Source organism: Achromobacter sp. D10 (assembly GCF_035282245.1).
GTDB lineage: Bacteria > Pseudomonadota > Gammaproteobacteria > Burkholderiales > Burkholderiaceae_B > Achromobacter > Achromobacter insolitus.
In genome coordinates, this window is sequence record NZ_JAYJLE010000001.1 from 1,079,431 (window position 1) to 1,098,265 (window position 18,835).

Genomic DNA, 18,835 nt, shown 5'->3' on the forward strand with positions numbered 1-18,835 from the left:
GACCATGACCAGCAATACCTACACCACCAATGACGGTACGCAGATCTACTACAAGGACTGGGGCGACGGCCCCGTCGTCACCTTCTCGCATGGCTGGCCGCTGAATGCGGACGCCTGGGATGGGCAGATGCACTATCTGGCAAGCAACGGCTTTCGGGTCATTGCGCACGATCGCCGTGGCCACGGCCGTTCCTCCCAGCCGTCAACCGGCAATGACATGAACGGCTACGTCGACGATCTGGCGCAACTGATCGAGGCGTTGGACCTGAAGCACATCACCATGATCGGGCATTCCACGGGCGGCGGCGAGGTGGCGCGCTACATCGGCCGCCACGGCAGCAAGCGCGTGGCCAGGGCGGTGCTCATCGGCGCAGTCCCGCCGGTGATGCTGAAATCCGCCGCTAATCCGGAGGGCCTGCCGATCGAGGTCTTCGATGGCATCCGTGCGGGAGTGGCGGGAGACCGTTCGCAGTTCTACAAGGAATTGGCCATTCCCTTCTATGGCGCCAACCGTCCCGACGCCAAGGTCTCGCAAGGCATGCTGGACCAGTTCTGGCTGTGGAGCATGCAAAGCGGTCAGAAGAACGCCTACGAATGCATCAAGGCATTTTCGGAAACCGACTTTACCGAGGATCTGAAAAAGATCGACGTCCCGACCCTGTTCATGCATGGGGAGGACGATCAGATCGTGCCGGTGCACGATTCGGCGAAGAAGGCCGCGCGCCTGGTAACGAACGCCAAGGAAATCTACTACCCGGGCGCGCCGCACGGGCTCACCGCCACCATGCAGGACCGTATCAATGCCGACCTGCTTGCCTTCATCCGCGCCACCGCCTGACGGGCGCCTTCCTGGAGATATCGCCATGCTTGCCATTGAAAACACCGAATCCATCGATCTGGTTCCCTCGCGCTACGCGCTGCAGATCGGCGACATCGACGCGCTGGTCGTCAGCGACGGCGTGCTGCCCCTGCCGACCGCGACGATGGCCACCAACGCCGACCCCTCCGACCTCGCGGCTTGGCTGGAGCACATGTTCATGCCCCCCGACGCTTTCGACTGGCCGCTGAACGTGATGGTGGCTCGCAGCGCAGACCAGACCATTCTTATCGACGCGGGGCTGGGAGGACAGTTCGCGGGCTTTCCGCGCGCCGGGCTGTTTCCCCAACGGCTGGAGTCCGCGGGGATTGCGCTGGAGTCCGTGACCGATGTGATCATCACGCACATGCATATGGACCACGTGGGTGGATTGCTGGTGCCGGGCGTGAAGGAACGTCTGCGTCCGGACGTGCGCATCCATGTGTCCGCCACCGAAGTGGCATTCTGGACTTCGCCGGACTTTTCGCACACCGTCATGCCCAAGCCCGTGCCTGCAGTGCTCAGGTCCACGGCCACCAGCTTCTACAACGAATACCGCGATCGGCTGCGCCTCTTCGAGGACCGGCATGAGGTGGCGCCGGGCGTCATTGTCCGCCTGACTGGCGGGCACACTCCGGGGCACAGCGTGGTGGACCTGATCTCGGGAGGTGAACGCCTGACCTTTGCCGGCGACGCCATGTTCCCCGTCGCATTCGACCATCCCGAATGGCACAACGGATTCGAACACGATCCCGAGGAATCTGCCCGCGTGCGCATCGGCCTGTTCCAGGAGCTGGCCCGAAATCGCGGGCTGCTGGTCGCGGCCCATCTGCCGTTCCCATCCGTGGGCCGGGTCGCGGTCGATGGCGACGCCTTTCGTTGGGTGCCCGTGATCTGGGATTTTTGACCGCGTCGTTGCGGGTGGACCTGGCGCGCGTCGACGCAGCGTCTACCCGCACATCGCGCTGCATCCAGGCGCGAACCCGCATCAGGGGGTCAGCACCACCTTGATGCATCCATCCGCCTTGTCCCGGAAGGTCTTATACATATCCGCGCCGGCTTCCAGCCGGGCACGATGCGTGATGACGAAGGAGGGATCAATCTTCCTTTCGCCGATCAGGCGCAGCAGTTCATCCGTCCACCGGCGGACGTGTGTTTGGCCCATGCGCCACGTCAGGCCCTTGTTCATCGACGCGCCGAATGGAATCTTGTCTATCAGTCCGCCGTATACGCCAGGAACGGAAAGGACGCCCGCTGGCCGGCACACATAGATCATCTCCCTCAGTACATGCGGCCTGTCCGTTTCCGCGCCGACTGCCTGTTTGACGCGGTCGTAGAGAAACTCCATTGAGCTGCCCCCGTGCGATTCCATGCCCACGGCGTCGATGCACTTTTCCGGCCCTTTGCCGCTGGTAAGGTCCCGCAGGCGGTCGACCACGCTTTCGCTGGAGAAGTCGATGGTCACCGCGCCTGTTTCGCGAGCCATGGCGAGCCGCTCGGGAACCGTCTCGATACAGACCACCTGCCTGGCTCCCAACAGCAGCGCGCTGCGGATAGCCATTTGCCCCACGGGACCGCCACCCCAGACCGCCACGGTATCCGAGGGCTCGATGTCGCATTGCTTCGCAGCCTGCCAACCCGTGGGGAGAATGTCGCCAAGGAACAGGACTTGTTCGTCGGACAGCTGTTCGGGAACGGCGATGTGCGTGGAGTCCGCATACGGAACCCGGACATACTCGGCCTGGCCGCCAGCATACCCGCCTGTGAGATGGGTGTACCCGAAGAGGCCCGCCGTCGTGTGGCCGAACATCTTGGCGGCTTTGTCGGCGTTGCGGTTCGTGCGTTCACACACCGAGAAATTGCCATTTCTGCACTGCTCGCACTCGCCGCAAGTAATGGTGAACGGAACGACGACCCGGTCGCCGGGTTTGAGGTTGCCGGCCTGTGCGCCTGCTTCAACCACTTCACCCATGAATTCGTGTCCGAGAATGTCGCCGGACTTCATCTCGGGCATGAACCCGTCGAACAGATGCAGGTCCGATCCGCAAATGGCGCAGGCGCTCACCTTGATAATGGCATCGCGCGGGTGTTCCAGGATGGGATCCGGAACAGTGTTGAAGCGGACATCATGCTTGCCGTGCCAGCAAAGTGCTTTCATGGGAGGCTCCCGTGGTCAGGTATTGACGGTGCGCATCAGGCAGCAACTATCGTGCCGTCGCTGGCCGACCGCCCGGTCCATAAACAAGGCAGGGCTGGACAATGCAGGCGGGAGTTCTTAGCGCGCGCAAGACGTCGTCAGGCGCCCGCTTGCCCAGGTGGAATCCCGTCGCAGCCTGGGGCGTCCCCGCCCTGTTGACGACCCGCCGTACGTCATCAAGCACGGGCGCCCAGTAGGCATTTTGGCCAAGCCGGGCGAAGTCCGCGGGCATGAATCTTGCGCCTTGGAGCGCGAGTTCGCGGGCGGAGGCAGTGCGCACCGGGCAAATCAGCGGGTGTCCGGCATCGGGCGCGGTCGAGCGCAACGCGCAACAAGATGCGTTCCGCAGAGGCCGCGTTCAGGCTGGGAATTGCAATTGGGACCAGCGCCGCGAGGCGCAGGAGACGGTACAGGCAGCAGGGGAGATCCCATATGAAGCAAGCCATGCTGGCGGAAACCGAGGCGCGCCGGGACGAGATCGCGCGCTACCTGGGGGTGAACCCCGACTGCGATATCGATGCAGAGTTGGAGCGCAGGACAGTGTTCCTGGCCGATTGCTTGCTCGCGGCCCGCAAGGATGCCTATGTGATCGGCGTCAGCGGAGGGGTGGACTCATTAGTAGCGGGGCGGATCGCGCAACTCGCCGTGCAGCGGCTGCGCTCATCCGGGCACGTTTGCACGCTAGTCGCGGCGCGTCTTCCTTATGGTACGCAGAGCGACGAGCAGGACGCCAGGCAAGCAATGGATTTCATAGCGCCAGGCCGGCGCCTGACCATCAATATCCAGCCGGCCGTGGATGCGCTGCGCATGGCGTTGGAGGCTGCGGCCATCGAATATGGGGGCGAGCAGGCCGAAGACTTCATTGTGGGCAACATGAAGGCGCGGCAACGAATGATGGCGCTGTACGCGATTGCAGGCGCGGGTCGCGGCCTGGTGGTCGGGACCGACAATGCCGCGGAGATGCTGACCGGCTTTTTCACTAAACACGGCGACGGCGCGGCCGACGTTATGCCGCTGAGCGGCTTGACCAAACGGTGCGTGCGGGAGATGGCCGCCGCGCTCGGAGCACCATCGAGTCTCGTCATGAAGACACCGACCGCTGACCTGGAAACGCTGCGCCCCTTGCGTTCCGACGAAGAGGCATTGGGCGTGACCTACCAGGAGATAGACGACTTTCTGGAGGGCCGGCCCGTGGAGCAGGCGGTGGCTGAGCACCTGATCCGTCTATTCGACGCCTCGGCGCACAAGCGCCAGCCTGCCCCGACGCCGCAGGCGCCAAGCGCGCGCGTTTGACGTGTGGCGTGCCGTCCTGCGTCTTTGGGCATGGCGGGCGGGTTTATTCCGTGCCTAGCGGCTTTGGTAATAGCGGGCCAGTTGGCCGATTTCGTCCGGCGTAAGGCGCTGCGCAAAGGCTCGCATGGCGCCTACGTCATCGTTTTTGCGCAGCCCGGACCGAAACGCGTTCATCTGATCCACGAAGTAAGGCGCGGGCTGGCCCGCCAGGCGAGGCAGCAAAGGCCCTTCGCCGCGTCCCTGCAGGCCATGGCAATTGGCGCAGGCAGGGAGCGCGCGCGGACCGTCGCCCAGCGTATCCAGGCGCAGGGCGGCCTCATGTTGGCCCGTGTCGGGTTGGGCCGGGCCCAGGCCGCTCGTTGGAAGTCCGCCGTAGTAGCGCGCCAGGTGCGCGATTTCTTCGTCCGACAGGCCTTTGGCGATTCCGCTCATCAATGGATGCTCGCGGCTACCGTCGCGGAAGTCCCATAGCTGTTTTGCCAGGTAATCGGAACTCAGTCCCGCGAGATTGGGGACGGCCCCGCCCAATGGCGTGATGCCGGCCGGTCCGTGACAGGCGACACAAGCCTGCACGCCCGCCTTGCCTGCCTGGGCCAGCTGCTTGCCGGCGTCGACATTGGCGCGCTGCAGAGCGGCTTCCCATGCCGGGCGATGCACGGAAAAGTCCAAGGCACTGCGGCCGGGAACCGGCGTGCTCGGCTTGGGAGGCACAACGGCAGGCAAGGCCGCAGCTGGCGCCGCCGCCGGGGCGGCGGCAGGCGCAGCACTTTGCACGGGCGGGGGAGCGGGCGGTTGCTCCACTCGAGATGGCGCGATCGAGCCGTCGCCACCCTGGCCGTACATCTGATAGAACGTGGCGACAAGCGTGATCAGCGGTGCGGCCACGATCAGGCCTAAGGTTACATAGCTGCGTACAGGCATGCCCATGATGGTCACCCCGGCTACGTCGCTCAGGTCACGAGGGGGCCTGGCGACTTCAGATAATCGGATTTGATCTTTTCCACGATCCAGTAGGTCGTCGCGCCGACGGTGCCCGTGGGGTTGTAGCCGGAGTTTTGGGGAAACAGCGCCGCGCCAGTGACGAACACATTGGGAACGTCCCAGGTCTGGCCATAGCGATTCACCACACTGGTGCGCGGGTCGGCTCCCATGGCTGCTCCGCCGGTCAGATGCGTCGATTGGTATGCCGCGGCGGTAAAGGGGCGTTTGCGCGGACCCGGCTCCGTGCGCTGCACGCCCTTCATCGCGCGGCCGATTTCGTCGCCGCGTTCGGTTAGAAAGGCCGACATGCGGATGTCGTTGTCCGGGAGATCATAGGTGACGCGCAGCAGGGGCAAGCCCCACGCGTCCCGGTAGGTGGGATCCAGGCTCAGATAGCTGCCGCGCGTGGGCTGCGCGGAGCCGGTAATGGTGATCGACGCCGAATGGTTGTAATAGCGCTTGACGGCCTGCTTCCAGGCGCTGCCCCAGGCGGCGGAGCCCTTGGGCACGGGGTGGTAGCCGATGGGAGCTCCGCTGACTACCTGGATCTGCAGGTAGCCGCCGCCGACGAATCCCAGCGGCCCATGATCGAAATTGTCCGCGCTGAAGTCGTCCATCGTGACCGCCACGGCGCCCGCGCCCATGAAGGGGTTGATGTTGAACGATTCGTCGAAGAAGAGATTGACGCCCGACGTGGTCTGGTGCGTGTAGTTGCGTCCCACCACGCCCGTGTCGCGTTGCGGATCGTAAGGTTCGCCAATGCCGGATAGCAGCAGCAGGCGGACATTATTTATGCCAAACGCGCAAAGCACGACAACCTCGGCCGGCTGGAAAACTTCAGTGCCGGCGCCGTCCACGTAAGTCACCCCCCTGGCGCGCTTCTTGTCTTGTGTCAGTTCCACGCGCAGCACATGGGCCCCGGTGCGCAGTTCGAAATTCGGCATTTTGAGCGCCACCGGCAACACACATACCTGGGGCGACGCCTTGGCGTAGTGCTCACAGCCGAAGTTCGAGCAGAAGCCGCAATACACACAGGCGCTCATTTGCAGGCCTTCGGTGTTTACATAGGGCCGGGTACAGAGTGCGGACGGCTGCACATACGGGTGGTAGCCCAGGCTGCGCGCCGCTTCTCCAAACAGAGCGGGTGCGTACGGAACCTTCATGGGCGGATTGGGGTAGGGACGCGACCTCCACGGTTCGAAGGGATTGCCGCCTTCCTGCTTCTGGCCCTTGATGTTTCCTGCCTGTCCCGACGCGCCGATCAGATAGTCGAAGCGGTCGAAGTACGGCTCGAGTTCGTCGTAGCTCAGCGGCCAGTCCTGGCACGTGAGGTCTTTGTCGAAGATCCGCGCGCCGTAACGTTCCGTGTAATGGCTGCGCATGTTGAAGTCGGTGGGATCGAAGCGGTAGTACGCGCCCGACCAATGATTGCCCGCGCCGCCCAGGTGCGTTCCGGGATAGGCGAATTGCCAGCGCCGCATCGGCAAGGCGGTCTGCCCGTCGTGGTTGCGGAAGGTGAAGGTTTCGCTGGCCGTGTTCTGGTGCAGGGCATGTCTGCGCGTGTACTTGAGTTCGTCATGGACATTGGGTCCCTGGAAGTCGGGAGATGGCCAGCGCGGTTCGCCACGTTCCAGGACCAGCACCCGCTGGCCGGCGGCGGCCAGTTCCTTGCCGATGATCGAGCCGGTCCAGCCCGCCCCGATGATGGCCACGTCCACCGCGGGCATCGTCTTAGCCATGGCCACCTCCTTGTTTATGGGGCATTTCGCCGCCCGGCGCATGGTGGTGCCCGCGAGCCTGCGCGATGGACACGGGCGTTCCCCGCCAGATCACGCCATGCCGTTCGATGTCGTTGGAGAAACTGGCATACGCACCCGGAAAGCCCACGAGTTTCCAACCGACCATATCCTTGTTGCCGCCATACAGCGGGTCGCTGAAGAAGCCTTCCATGGTGCCTTCCAGCAAGGCCTGGAAAAACACTTCCGCGGGCAATGGGTCGAAATCGAGTTCGCCCTTCTGCATCGACGCAAGCCACGCGTCTTGCACGTCTGGGGCAAGCTGGTCATAGGGCTTGCCCTCCTTCTTGCGCACCGCGTCGTCGAAAGCGGCCAGCCCGCGCCGATACATCTCGGCCGGCGTGAAGGAAAGTTGGTAGCCTTGCTCCGGCGTGCCGGTCTGGAAAGGGCCCTGGCGGTACAGGTGGTCGCCTGCGCCCCAGGCGCCCGCCAATTGGCCGTCCAGGAAAAAAGTGACCCCTGCTTCCTTGGCGCCCGGGCCTAGTTCGTCTGCAGGAATGAGGCGGGACGCGATGGCGTCCATGAGCGCGGCCTCCTGCGCATTGAAGAAGCGCAAGGGCGCGGGCGCGGCGGCGGGAGTTTGTGGCGGGGAGGCCGAGCCCTGCGCCATGGCGGGCGTCGCGGATACTGCCAGCGCGCCCGGAACGCCGAGCGCGAGGGCCTTGAGGACGTGGCGGCGTCCCGGCGCCGGAGGGGTTTCGCCCGCGTCTTCACTGGCGGGTGGAACGACAGGCTGCTGCTCGTTCATACCGTTCTCCTTGTTGGACTCGCGGCGGCTACAGCAAGCGTTGAGCCCGGCACGGCGTTTGCATGGGCAACACTCCATTCTCCTGAAGGAGCTCCCATGTCAGCCATGTCCGTCACTTTACGCGCGATCGCCATTGTTTTGCTAGGAGGAGCGTCGCTCTCGCTGGCGGCTCCTCCGGATTCCCCGCCCCAGGACAAGCAGTCCGGTTCGCGCGCGGGGCCCGCCGATGATGGCGCTGCCGCCCATCATCAGAGGAAGGAAGGGAAATCGGAACAGGAGCGGAAAAATTTACCGGCGGCCGACTCCCCGAACCCTGCGCAGGGGCGGGACCGAGGAGAACAGGGAGGAACCGACGCTCGCGGCAGCCAAGGCCCCACCGGGGCGACCACGGGCTCGACCGGGCAGGGTGGGGCGCCGGGCTCGGGCGCATCTTCCGGGTCCGGCGGTACCGCAGATCAGCGTTGAACATTCTGGTCGCGACCGACCCGTGAGGGTTCGTACTCAGGGGTTCAACTCAGCCGCTTCAATATCCGGGCAGCCTTGGCAATGCCGCCCGTGCCGCTGGCCGCGCGACCGACCAGCGCGGTGCCCAACGCCGTGAGGATGACGCCCTTCCAGCCGGGACCGCTGCGCATGCCCGTAAACATCAGCCAGGCGCCGGCGCCGAAGACGATGACGTGCTCGCCCGGAAAGTCGGGGCGCGCGTCATCGATACGGCGCAGTCTTTCCCACAGAGGTTCACGGGCGTCGGTCGGGGTGGGAACTGGATCTCTGGTTTGCATGGCGGCCCTCGTTAGTGACGGAGATGCGGTCAAGCAAGTGTCGTGCCGTCGGTGTCGGGCTCGCGCAGGGTTATCGCCACGTCCGGATATGCCGCCTGCGCGGCCGCCGCGGCATCGTCCCGGGATGCGTAGCGTTGGCCGTCCTCCTGGACGCCCAGCATGGCGATGCGGCGAAACGCCCAGGAGAGGTCAGGGCGTTGGAAGACTTCTACGATCATCTGGCGGGCCCGTTCAGGTTGGACGCGCAGGCTGGCGCCTGGGCAGCGTCGTTCCTCGGGTGGGCAGCAATTGCCGTGCCGCAGCTGCGGCGCCTCATGGCGACCGCAGGGACGGCTTCAGTCGTCCAGGGCGGGCACGGTGCCGATCTGCATCAGGATGCGCGGCGATTCCATGTCGCCGGTTTCCTTGTCCACCAGCACTTCATAGGCCGCGACGCCGGCGAACTTGGAGGCCATGGAGTTGGCGATGCGAATGGCGCCGAACTCGCTGCTGGCGGGGCGGATTTCACCGGGGGCGACGCCATTGGCGGCAGCGCGGTAGGGAACGACGATGTATTGGACGAGATGAGCAGCTTCTGACACAGGGTTCTCCTGGACGACAGTTTTTGGGCGAGCGAAATGTATCACGCTGTACTGTGTTTTTGTACAGTATTGTTCGACGCTGCGCCAATAATTTTCAGGCGGCCTGGGAAAACCCCTAGGACGCGCTCGTTGCCCGATTTTCAGCTCGCCTCTATTATTTTCGAAAATATTTAAATTTTTATAAAAAGAGGCAAGGGATGGAAGCGAACCGCTACGACGCGTACCGCGAGGAAACCTTAGGCCGAGCCAATGTGGCCGACTCGCCCGAGCTGGTTGCCTACTACAAGGAGCTGGCGCGCCTGGAAACCGGCGCCCTCTGGACGGTGGCGAACAAGATCGAGCCTTGGGCGCCCCGTTCGGTCTCGGTGCCGGTGGTATGGCGCTACCAGGATCTGCGCGGCCACGTGTTGCGGTCCGCCGAACTGGTTTCTCCGGAAGAAGCGGGCCGGCGCGTCATTTACCTGAACAACCCCGGCCGGCGCGACGTGGCCGCCGCCGTGGGCTGGCTGTATTCGGGCCTGCAGGTGATGAAACCCGGCGAGCTGGCTTCCGCCCACAAGCATTCGCACTCTGCGCTGCGCTTCATCATGGAAGGGCGGGGCGCATACACCGTGGTGGACGGCCACAAGATGACGCTGGGCGCGAACGATTTCGTGTTGACGCCCAATGGCACCTGGCATGAGCACGGCGTGGCGGAAGACGGCACCACCTGTATCTGGCAGGACGGCCTGGACATTCCGCTGGTCAACGCGATGGAGGCGGGCTTTTACGCCGTGCATCCTGACTTGAACCAGACCGTGACCTATCCCGTGGACGACACCAGCGCCGCCTGGGGCAATGCGGCCCTCAAGCCGCAGGTATCCGGATGGACCAAGCCGTACTCGCCCCTGTTCAAGTACGAGTGGGAGCCCACCTACGAAGCGCTGCGCCGCTATGCACGCACCACCGCCGGCAGTCCCTATGACGGCATCCTGCTCGAATACGTCAATCCTGCGACGGGCGGCCCGGTCATGCCTACCATCGGCGCCAGCATGCAACTGCTGCGGCCCGGCGAACATACCAAGGCCCACCGCCATACCGGCAGCTTCATCTACCAGGTGGCCAAGGGCAGCGGCTATTCCATCATCGACGGCAAGCGCTATGACTGGACCGAGCGCGACATCTTCTGCGTGCCTTCCTGGGCGATCCACGAACACGTCAATCTTTCGTCCAACGACGATGCCTGCCTGTTCAGTTTCAACGACCTGCCCGTGATGCGTGCGCTGGCGCTTTACCGCGAAGAAGCGGTCAAGGAAAACGACGGCCACCAAGTGCTGATCTAGCGCCGCCCGGTCCCTATTGAATCTTTTCCGCCGCGCGGACCTCGTTCGCGCGCCTGACTCAACTCGTCCTGAATTTATGGAGTTCCTATGCGCTTGGTGACTTTTCGCGCTCATCCCACCGCCGCCGCCCGTCTGGGCGCGCTGGCCGAAGGCTATGTAATCGATCTGGCCCTGCTGGGCCGCGCTGGCGGCGTAGACCTGCCTGACGACATGCTGGCTTTCATCGACCTGGGTCCCGTGGCCGTGGCGCAGGCGAGCAAGCTGATGGAGGCCTATCGCGGGGCCTGGCCCGTGGGTACTGCGTTGCCGCAGGAAAACGTCAAACTGCTGGCGCCGATTCCGCGCCCGCGCAAGAACATCTTCGGTATCGGCCTGAACTACGTGGAGCACGTGGCGGAATCCAGCCGCACGCTGGATACTTCCGCCGATCTGCCCAAGCAGCCCGTGATCTTCTCCAAGCCGCCCACCACCGTCATCGGGCCGGGCGATGCCATCGAGCACAACGCCAAGATCACGCAGCAGCTGGACTGGGAAGTGGAACTGGCGGTGATCATGGGCCGCCGCGCCTCGCGCGTGGCCGAGGCCGATGCATTGTCCTATGTGTTCGGCTACAGCGTCATGCTGGACATGAGCGCGCGCGATTGCCGCCGCGCCGGCCAATGGATCTATTCCAAGGGCCAGGATACCTACGCGCCGTTCGGCCCGTGCATCGTGACAGCGGACGAGATCCCCGATCCGCAGGTGCTGGACCTGTGGCTGACGGTCAACGGCGAGAAGAAGCAGGGCTCCAATACGCGCCACATGCTGTTCAAGGTGCCGTTCCTGATCTCGGACATCAGCGCGGGCATCACGCTGGAACCGGGCGACATCATCGCCACCGGCACGCCGGAAGGCGTGGGCGCGGGCCGCAAGCCGCAGGAATGGCTGTGGCCGGGCGACGTGGTGGTGGCCTGCGTGGAAGGCATCGGCACGCTGCGCCATCCGGTGGTGGCCGTTTAACGCGCCCGGCCGCACAGCGGCGGGCAACGCAGTCTCAAGGGGAAAACATGATCAAGAAACAGATACTGGGCGGCGTGGCCGCCGCGTTGTCCGTCGCGCTGGGCGCCGCGGCGTCGATGGGAGCGGCGCATGCCGCGGAACCGGTCAAGATCGGCTTCATCGCCACCTTGTCCACGCCGGCCGGCTACATCGGCGAAGACGAGCGCGATGCGTTCAACCTTGCCATCAAGCAGGGAGGCGGCAAGTTGGGCGGCGTGCCCGTGCAGCTGGTAATCGAGGATGACGGCCTGAAACCCGCCAACGCCAAGCAGGCGGCCGACCGTTTGCTGCAATCGGGCGTCAAGCTCTATACCGGCGTGAATTTCTCCAACGTGCTGGCGGCGGTCGTGCCCAGCGTGGTGAAGTCGGGCGCGTTCTATGTCAGCCTGAATCCCGGCCCGTCGAACTTCGCGGGTGAAAAATGCGATCCCAATTACTTCGTGGCGTCCTACCAGAACGACGCCTTCCATACGGCCGGCGGCGTGGCGGCCAATGAACTGGGCTACAAGCGTGTCGTGCTGCTGGCGCCCAACTACCAGGCCGGCCGCGACGCCATCGAAGGATTCAAGCGCACCTACAAGGGCGAGGTGGTGGCTGAGATCTACACCAAGCTCGATCAATCGGACTTCTCGGTGGAACTGGCGCGCCTGCGCTCGCTGGCGCCCGACGCCATCTACCAGTTCCATCCGGGCGGGACCGGCATCAACTTCGTCAAGCAGTACGCGGCGGCCGGACTGAACAAGAGCATTCCGATGCTGATGCCCAGCTTCTCGATGGACGCGCGCATGATCAAGGCCACGGGCGACGCCTCGGCGGGCGCCTACATCACCGGCATCTGGTCGCAGGACTTCGACAATGCGCAATCCAAGGCCTTCGTGCAGGCGTTCAAGGATGCCTACGGCCGCGTCCCGACGGATTACGCGATGCAGGCCTACGACACCGCGCAGCTGATCGGGGCTGGCCTGAAGGCCACCGGCGGCGACCTGTCCAAGGCGGCGGAGTTTCGTGCCGCGCTGCGCAAGCCGGAATTCGCATCGCTGCGCGGCAAGTTCAGCATGAACACCAACCAGCATCCGATCCAGGACCTGTACCTGATGCGCATCGAGAAGGACAGCGACGGCGGCCTGTCGCCGCACCTGGTCCGCAAACTGGTGTCCGATGACAAGGACGCGTACGCGCAACTCTGCAAGATGCCGTCATGACGCTCCTGTTTGAACAGTTGCTCAATGGGCTGCAGTTCGGCGCCATGCTATTCATGCTGGCTGCCGGACTGACGCTGATCTTCGGCATCATGGGCGTGGTCAACCTGACGCACGGCTCCTTCTACATGGTGGGGGCCTACTGCGCGGCCTATGCCATCGGCACCACCGGTTCATTCCTGGCCGGCGTGCTGGCGGCGCTGCTGGGCGCCGGCCTGTACGGCATATCGGTAGAAGTGGTGGTGATACGCAAGCTGTACAAGCGGGACCATCTTTACCAGGTCCTTGCCACCTTCGGTTTGCTGTTGTTTTCCAACGAGGCGGTCAGCCTGATATTCGGCCGGCGTCCGCCGCTCGTGGGCATCCCCACGTTCCTGGAGGGCGCGGTCACGCTGGCGCCAGGATTCCAGTATCCGTTGATCCGTCTGTCCTTCATCGCCATCGGCGCGCTGGTTGCCGTGGGCTTGTGGTGGCTGGTCAACCGCACGCGTATCGGCATGCTGATCCGGGCGGGCGCCGACGACCGCGAAATGGTCGATGCGCTGGGCGTGGACATTCGCAAGCTCTACACGCTGGTGTTCGGCCTGGGCGCCCTGCTGTGCGGGCTGGCTGGCGTCATGGCGGCGCCGCTGCTGGCGGTGGAAATCGGCATGGGCGAACGCATTCTGATCACCACCTTCGTGGTCATCGTGATCGGCGGAGTGGGATCGGTGCGCGGCGCGTTGGCCGGCGCATTGCTGGTAGGCATGGTGGACAGCCTTGGGCGCGCCTTTCTGCCGCAGCTGCTGTCGACGATGTTCTCGCCGGCAACGGCCGACCCGCTGGCGGCGGGCCTGGCTTCGGCCAGTATCTACGTGTTGATGGCGATTGTCCTGATCGCCAAGCCGGGCGGCTTGTTTCCGGCGCGAGGATGAAGATGGCATACACACTTACAAACCGCGCCCGCTGGGGGCTCGGCGGGCTGGCGGTGCTGATCCTGCTGCCGGCCGCGGCGCTGGCTTCGGGCTCGCCGTTCCTGATCGGCGTGGTGACGCGCTTCCTGATCTACGGGCTGGCGGCAGTCAGCCTGGACCTGGTGATCGGCTATGGCGCCATGGTCAGTTTCGGGCACGCCATGTTCTTCGGACTGGGCGGCTATGCGGTCGGCATCATCGCCTTCCACACGGCCGAGGCCGGTCCGATCTTCGGCTGGGCGGGCAGCAATGCGGCGCTGGTGGTCTGGCCCATCGCACTGGCGGTATGCGCGCTGGCCGGCTGGTTGTTCGGTTATCTGGCGCTGCGCACGCGGGGCGTGCAGTTCATCATGATCACCCTGGCGTTTGGGCAGATGGTGTACTTCGTGCTGGTATCGCTGCAGTTCTATGGCGGCGACGACGGCTTGATGATTCCGCAGCGCAACGAGTTGCCCGGCGTCAACCTGGAAAGCCCCATGGTCTTCTACTACCTTTGCCTGGCCGTGCTGACGTTGTGGACGCTGTTGTGCATTCGCGTGACCAATTCGCGTTTTGGCATGGTGCTGCAGGCGCTGCGCCAGAGCGAACGGCGCGCGGTGAATCTGGGTGTGGCTCCCACGCCGTATCGGCTCAGCGCCTTTGTGCTGTCAGCGGTAGGCACGGGTCTTGCCGGTGTGCTGTGGGCCAATTACGCCGGGCTGGTGACGCCCGACATGGCGGCCTGGACCAAGTCCGGGGAACTCATGGCCATCGTGATCCTCGGGGGCGTGGGCACTCTGCTCGGGCCGATCGCGGGCGCGGCTGTGTTCCTGGGCCTGGAACAGATGCTGTCGTCGCTGACCGAGCACTGGCTGCTGTATATGGGCCCCATCCTGGTGCTGGTGGTGCTGTGGGGCCAGAAGGGGCTCTTTGGAAAACTGCTGGAGACACGCCATGCCGATTGATGCCGGCGCCAGCCTGCTGCGCCTGACGCAACTGCGCAAGGCCTTTGACGCGGTGGTGGCGACCAATGGCGTGGACCTGGATGTGCGCGCGGGTGAGATCCACGCCATCATCGGCCCCAATGGCGCGGGCAAGTCCACCTTGATCGCGCAGATCTGCGGCGAGATCCGCCCGGATTCCGGCACCATCCACCTGAACGGACAGGACGTGACGGCACTGCGCGCATTCGAGCGCGCGCGCCTGGGGCTGGGCCGCTCATTCCAGATCACTGAGCTCTGCCAGGAATACACGGCCCTGGAAAACGTGATCCTTTCGCGCATGCTCAAGGGCGGCCGCGCCTTTCAGGCCTGGTCCAACCCGCGCCATGACGCGGCGCTGAAGACCGAGGCCATGCGCTGGTTGGCGCACGTGGGTTTGGAAGACCGACGTCACGTGCGCTCGGCGGACCTGGCGCATGGCGAAAAGCGGCAGCTGGAACTGGCGGTGGCACTTGCGCGTTCGCCGCAGCTGTTGCTGCTGGATGAGCCCATGGCCGGCATGGGGCCCGAGGAATCGGCGCGCATGACGCGGCTCTTGCAAGGCATGAAGGGCGACTACGGCATCCTGCTCGTGGAACACGACATGGACGCGGTATTCGCGCTGGCCGACCGCATCAGCGTGCTGGTGTACGGCCGCGTGGTGTTCAGCGGATCGCCCGAAGAAGTGCGCCGGCATCCGGAGGTGCGCGCGGCCTATCTGGGAGAAGAGCATGTTGAAGGTTGAAGGGCTGACCGGCGGTTACGGCTCCAGCAAGGTCCTGTTCGGCATGTCGTTCGAGGCGAATGAAGGCGAGGTGATCTCGCTGATCGGGCGCAACGGCATGGGCAAGACCACCACGATCAAGACCCTGATGGGCATGTTGCCCGCCACCGGAGGTGCAATGCAGTTCCGCGGGCGGACGCTGGGCCGGTCCGCGCCCAGCGGCGTGGCGCGGCTGGGCGTGGGGTTGGTGCCCGAAGGCCGGCGCGTGTTCGGTTCCCTGACGGTACAAGAGAACCTGGTGGCGACCGCGCGCGCCGCGCCGGGCGGGTGGGATCTGGAGCGCGTCTACGCCCTGTTTCCACGGTTAAAGGAACGCAGGGGGCAATCTTCGCGGACGCTGTCCGGCGGCGAGCAGCAGATGCTGGTCGTGGGCCGCGCGCTCATGACCAATCCCAAGCTCCTGATCCTGGACGAAGCGACCGAAGGGCTTGCGCCGTTGATCCGCCAGGAAATCTGGCGCTGCCTGCGGGCGCTGAAAGCCGAGGGCCAGACCATACTTGTCATCGACAAGAACCTGCCTGAAATGGCGACGCTGGTGGACCGCCACTACATCGTCGACAAAGGCCGGGTAGCCTGGTCGGGGCAGCCCGGCGAGCTGTCCGCCCAGCCTGAGCTGGCGCAGCGCTACCTGGGCATATGAGCGGGCAGGAGGGCGCGAGTAGAATGGGCCGCCTGCGCGCGGATCGGCGCCTTGGCCGCTGACATCTGGAGACCATCTTGAAGCCTAGAATAAAAGCTTCCCGCCAGGACGATCCCGGATCGGACGGGAGCGCCGGCGTGGAAGAAATCACGCTGTCCGAGCAGGTCTACCGCCTGCTGCGGCGCGACATCATGCGCGGCGCTTTTGCGCCGGGCCAGTCCCTGCGGCTGGAATTGCTGAAGCAGCGCTACGGCAGCAGTTTTTCGCCTATCCGCGAGGCGCTCAACCGGCTGCGCAGCGAACGCATGGTCATCAGCACCACCTCGCGCGGCTTCAGCATCGCGCCCTTATCGGTCGAGGAAATGTGGGACGCCTGTGAAACGCGCATCCTGATCGACTGTGACGCCTTGCGCCGTTCGCTCGCCAATGCGGATGACGCCTGGGAAACGCGCCTGGTGGGCGCATACCACGCGCTGACCCTGGCCGCGCAGCGCGCCGACCAGGCCGCCGAACCTTCGGAAGAACTGGAAGAACTGCTGGAGGCGCGCCACCTGGAGTTCCACCATGCGCTGATAGGCGCGTGCCGCTCCAACTGGTTGTTGGATCTTTCCACCCAGCTCTACGCGCAGACCGAACGCTATCGCCGCCCCGCGCGGGCCGGCGCCACTGCGTACGGGCCGGAGCGCAACGTCGACGACGAGCACCGCCAGCTGCTGGACGCCGCGATTTCGCGGGACGTCGAAGGCTCGGTCGCCATGCTGGCGGCGCACTACCGCAAGACCGCGCAGTTCATCGAACGCATCATTTCCCAGCCCCAATCGCAGCCCAAATCGCAGGCCCGGCATGCATAACCACGACATCGACCTTTTCTTCCCCACCATCGCCGAGCGCGAGGTGCAGTACAACGCGCGCGAATCGGTGCCTGATTTCGATGCCTGCGTGCGCCGCTATGCCGAGTCGTCTGCTCGCGTGCGCACGCGCCGTCCCGGCGTGCTGGACCTGCGCTACGGCATGGGGCAGGACGAAAGACTGGACCTGTTCCTGCCGGCGGCCTCGCAGGCGCCGGCGCCGCTGTTCGTTTTCATCCACGGGGGCTACTGGCGCGCACAGCGTAAGGAAGACGCGCCCGTCATGGCCGAGGCCTTCAACGCCGCGGGCGCTGCCGTTGCCACCCTGGAATACACGCTCGTGCCCGAAGCGACGCTGGGCGAGGTTGTGCGGGAAGTGCGCTCCGCCGTGGCCTGGCTATACCGCAACGTGGCGGCCTATGGCGTGGATCCCAACCGGATCTACGTCAGCGGCAGCTCCGCGGGCGGGCACCTGGCGGGCATGCTGGTCGCGCCCGGCTGGACGGCGCGCTATGGCGTGCCCGACGATGTAATCAAGGGCACCTTGGCGCTCAGCGGGCTGTTCGATCTGCGGCCCTTGTGCGACATCCTGCCGAATACCTGGCTGCAACTGACGCCCGAACAGGCGGCGCACCAAAGCCCGATCTTCCACCTGCCCGAGCGCGCCGGCCCCATGTTGCTGGCGGTGGGTGGGTTGGAGACCCAGGGTTTCAAGAACCAGACCGCTGCGTACGAGGCCGCGTGGAACGCTGCCGGACTGACGTCCACCCGCATTCCCACGCCGCACTGCAACCACTTCGATCTGGTCAACGAACTGGAAGACCCGGATAGCGAGCTGACTCGCGCCACCCTGGCGATGATGGGGCTGGGCGCCAAGTGAACGGCCGGCCGATGGCGTAAGCTTTACGTCCATGGCCGACCTGAAACTCCTAGAAGACCTGATTGCCCTGGCGCAGACCGGCAGCTTCGTGCGTGCTGCCGAACTGCGCCATGTCACGCATCCTGCTTTCGGCCGGCGCATCCGCGCGCTGGAGGCGTGGGCAGGAGCGCCGCTGATCGAGCGCCAGCGCCTGCCCGTGGTGTTGACCGCCGAAGGCGAAGCCCTGCTGAAGACCGCTACGCAGGTGGTGGAGCAGATGGGGCAGGTGCGCCACCGCATCCGCAGCTTCGGCGCGGGCGGCGAGGCCGTGCTGCGCATTGCCACCGGCCGCAGCCTTGCCCGCACGCTGGTGGCGGACTGGATCGCGCGTTTGCGCCACCGGGCTCCAAAGGTCTTGACCGAGGGCACGCAGGTCGAGCTGTCCACCGGCATGATGCAGGACATGGCGGCTCGCCTGGAGCAAGGGCGGGTGGATTTGCTGTGCTGCTACGAGCACCCGGCCCTGTCCGTCCAGCTGAGCCCCGGGCGCTACCGCTATATGACCTTGGGCACGGACAAGCTGGTGCCCGTCAGCCAGGCAGATTCGCGTGGGCGTCCCCGCTATGTGTTGCAGGAAGGCGGTGCATCCGTGCCATTGATTACCTACGCGGGCGGTTTGGCTATGGAGCGTATCGTGGGAGATCGCCTGGAAGCCACGCCCTACGCCTTGACGCCGTTCCTGCGCAGCGACTCGCTGGATGCCGCGCACGGCGCGGTCGCCAAGGGCCTGGGGGTGGCCTGGCTGCCCTGGTCCATGGTGGCGGCGGATTGCCGGCGGGGCTCGCTGGCTGCGCTGGGCGGCCGCAGCGAGGAAATTGCCTTCGAGGTGCGTTTGTACCGGTCGCGGGCGCGCCTGGCCGACCTGGCTGAAGCGGCCTGGGAAGCCACCGCCAGCCGGAAGGCGTGAGATCCGGCTGGTAGGGGGCTCATCCGTGCTGA

General features: G+C 65.1%; 20 protein-coding genes. 13 read left to right on the forward strand and 7 right to left on the reverse strand.

The window, feature by feature from the left end; translation table 11 throughout:
- Positions 1–4: 4 nt before the first annotated feature.
- Together VCS63_RS05180 and VCS63_RS05185 are read left to right on the forward strand one after the other, a co-directional pair.
- Entirely contained in the window at positions 5–838 is an 834-nt protein-coding gene (locus VCS63_RS05180) for an alpha/beta hydrolase (RefSeq protein ID WP_323878758.1), read from the forward strand.
- A 25-nt stretch (positions 839–863) separates the two neighbouring features.
- Positions 864–1,763: an MBL fold metallo-hydrolase gene (locus VCS63_RS05185; protein ID WP_164794186.1), complete on the forward strand. Its 900-nt coding sequence runs from the start codon at positions 864–866 to the stop codon at positions 1,761–1,763.
- An 81-nt stretch (positions 1,764–1,844) separates the two neighbouring features.
- On the opposite strand, the gene VCS63_RS05190 is transcribed toward VCS63_RS05185, so the two are convergent.
- Entirely contained in the window at positions 1,845–3,014 is a 1,170-nt protein-coding gene (locus VCS63_RS05190) for a zinc-dependent alcohol dehydrogenase (protein WP_323878761.1), read from the reverse strand.
- A gap of 471 nt (positions 3,015–3,485) precedes the next feature.
- On the opposite strand from VCS63_RS05190, the gene nadE reads away from it, so the two are divergent.
- Positions 3,486–4,346 (forward strand): ammonia-dependent NAD(+) synthetase, encoded by an 861-nt coding sequence (gene nadE, locus VCS63_RS05195; RefSeq protein ID WP_104653881.1) that lies wholly within the window; start codon positions 3,486–3,488, stop codon positions 4,344–4,346.
- Positions 4,347–4,400: 54 nt separating this feature from the next.
- Here nadE and VCS63_RS05200 read toward each other — a convergent pair whose 3' ends face one another.
- From VCS63_RS05200 to VCS63_RS05225, 6 genes are all read right to left on the reverse strand, one after another.
- On the reverse strand, positions 4,401–5,273 hold the full coding sequence (locus VCS63_RS05200) for a c-type cytochrome (protein WP_323878764.1): 873 nt from the start codon (positions 5,271–5,273) through the stop codon (positions 4,401–4,403).
- Between the two features lie 23 nt (positions 5,274–5,296).
- A complete protein-coding gene (locus VCS63_RS05205) occupies positions 5,297–7,066 on the reverse strand; it encodes a GMC family oxidoreductase (protein WP_323878766.1) in 1,770 nt (589 codons plus the stop codon).
- Entirely contained in the window at positions 7,059–7,871 is an 813-nt protein-coding gene (locus tag VCS63_RS05210) for a gluconate 2-dehydrogenase subunit 3 family protein (RefSeq protein WP_323878768.1), read from the reverse strand. The genes VCS63_RS05205 and VCS63_RS05210 overlap by 8 nt, the downstream gene beginning before the upstream one ends.
- A 509-nt stretch (positions 7,872–8,380) precedes the next feature.
- The gene (locus tag VCS63_RS05215; RefSeq protein ID WP_063639335.1) at positions 8,381–8,653 is read right to left on the reverse strand and encodes a hypothetical protein; all 273 of its coding nucleotides are present in this window, start codon (positions 8,651–8,653) and stop codon (positions 8,381–8,383) included.
- A 29-nt stretch (positions 8,654–8,682) separates the two neighbouring features.
- Positions 8,683–8,871 carry a hypothetical protein gene (locus VCS63_RS05220; protein WP_323878771.1) on the reverse strand — a complete coding sequence of 63 codons (189 nt, stop codon included), beginning with the start codon at positions 8,869–8,871 and terminating at the stop codon, positions 8,683–8,685.
- A 117-nt stretch (positions 8,872–8,988) separates the two neighbouring features.
- Complete coding sequence (locus VCS63_RS05225; protein ID WP_042795528.1) at positions 8,989–9,234, reverse strand: hypothetical protein; 246 nt, start codon at positions 9,232–9,234, stop codon at positions 8,989–8,991.
- A gap of 197 nt (positions 9,235–9,431) precedes the next feature.
- Here VCS63_RS05225 and VCS63_RS05230 point away from each other — a divergent pair, with 197 nt between their 5' ends.
- From VCS63_RS05230 to VCS63_RS05275, 10 genes are all read left to right on the forward strand, one after another.
- The gene (locus VCS63_RS05230; RefSeq protein ID WP_042795526.1) at positions 9,432–10,556 is read left to right on the forward strand and encodes a cupin domain-containing protein; all 1,125 of its coding nucleotides are present in this window, start codon (positions 9,432–9,434) and stop codon (positions 10,554–10,556) included.
- Between the two features lie 87 nt (positions 10,557–10,643).
- Positions 10,644–11,555 (forward strand): fumarylacetoacetate hydrolase family protein, encoded by a 912-nt coding sequence (locus VCS63_RS05235; RefSeq protein ID WP_042795525.1) that lies wholly within the window; start codon positions 10,644–10,646, stop codon positions 11,553–11,555.
- Between the two features lie 47 nt (positions 11,556–11,602).
- Positions 11,603–12,796, forward strand: coding sequence for an ABC transporter substrate-binding protein (locus VCS63_RS05240; RefSeq protein WP_042795524.1), 1,194 nt, complete (start codon positions 11,603–11,605; stop codon positions 12,794–12,796).
- Positions 12,793–13,707 carry a branched-chain amino acid ABC transporter permease gene (locus VCS63_RS05245; protein ID WP_042795523.1) on the forward strand — a complete coding sequence of 305 codons (915 nt, stop codon included), beginning with the start codon at positions 12,793–12,795 and terminating at the stop codon, positions 13,705–13,707. Before VCS63_RS05240 ends, VCS63_RS05245 begins: the two co-directional genes overlap by 4 nt.
- Positions 13,704–14,690, forward strand: a complete 987-nt coding sequence (locus tag VCS63_RS05250) for a branched-chain amino acid ABC transporter permease (RefSeq protein WP_063639338.1) — start codon at positions 13,704–13,706, stop codon at positions 14,688–14,690. The genes VCS63_RS05245 and VCS63_RS05250 overlap by 4 nt, the downstream gene beginning before the upstream one ends.
- The gene (locus tag VCS63_RS05255; protein ID WP_042795521.1) at positions 14,680–15,450 is read left to right on the forward strand and encodes an ABC transporter ATP-binding protein; all 771 of its coding nucleotides are present in this window, start codon (positions 14,680–14,682) and stop codon (positions 15,448–15,450) included. The genes VCS63_RS05250 and VCS63_RS05255 overlap by 11 nt, the downstream gene beginning before the upstream one ends.
- Positions 15,437–16,129, forward strand: coding sequence for an ABC transporter ATP-binding protein (locus VCS63_RS05260; protein WP_042795520.1), 693 nt, complete (start codon positions 15,437–15,439; stop codon positions 16,127–16,129). Before VCS63_RS05255 ends, VCS63_RS05260 begins: the two co-directional genes overlap by 14 nt.
- A gap of 77 nt (positions 16,130–16,206) precedes the next feature.
- On the forward strand, positions 16,207–16,980 hold the full coding sequence (locus VCS63_RS05265; RefSeq protein ID WP_063639339.1) for a GntR family transcriptional regulator: 774 nt from the start codon (positions 16,207–16,209) through the stop codon (positions 16,978–16,980).
- Complete coding sequence (locus tag VCS63_RS05270) at positions 16,973–17,857, forward strand: alpha/beta hydrolase (RefSeq protein WP_042795518.1); 885 nt, start codon at positions 16,973–16,975, stop codon at positions 17,855–17,857. Before VCS63_RS05265 ends, VCS63_RS05270 begins: the two co-directional genes overlap by 8 nt.
- Positions 17,858–17,888: 31 nt before the next feature.
- On the forward strand, positions 17,889–18,803 hold the full coding sequence (locus VCS63_RS05275) for a LysR family transcriptional regulator (protein WP_042795517.1): 915 nt from the start codon (positions 17,889–17,891) through the stop codon (positions 18,801–18,803).
- Positions 18,804–18,835 lie beyond the last annotated feature (32 nt).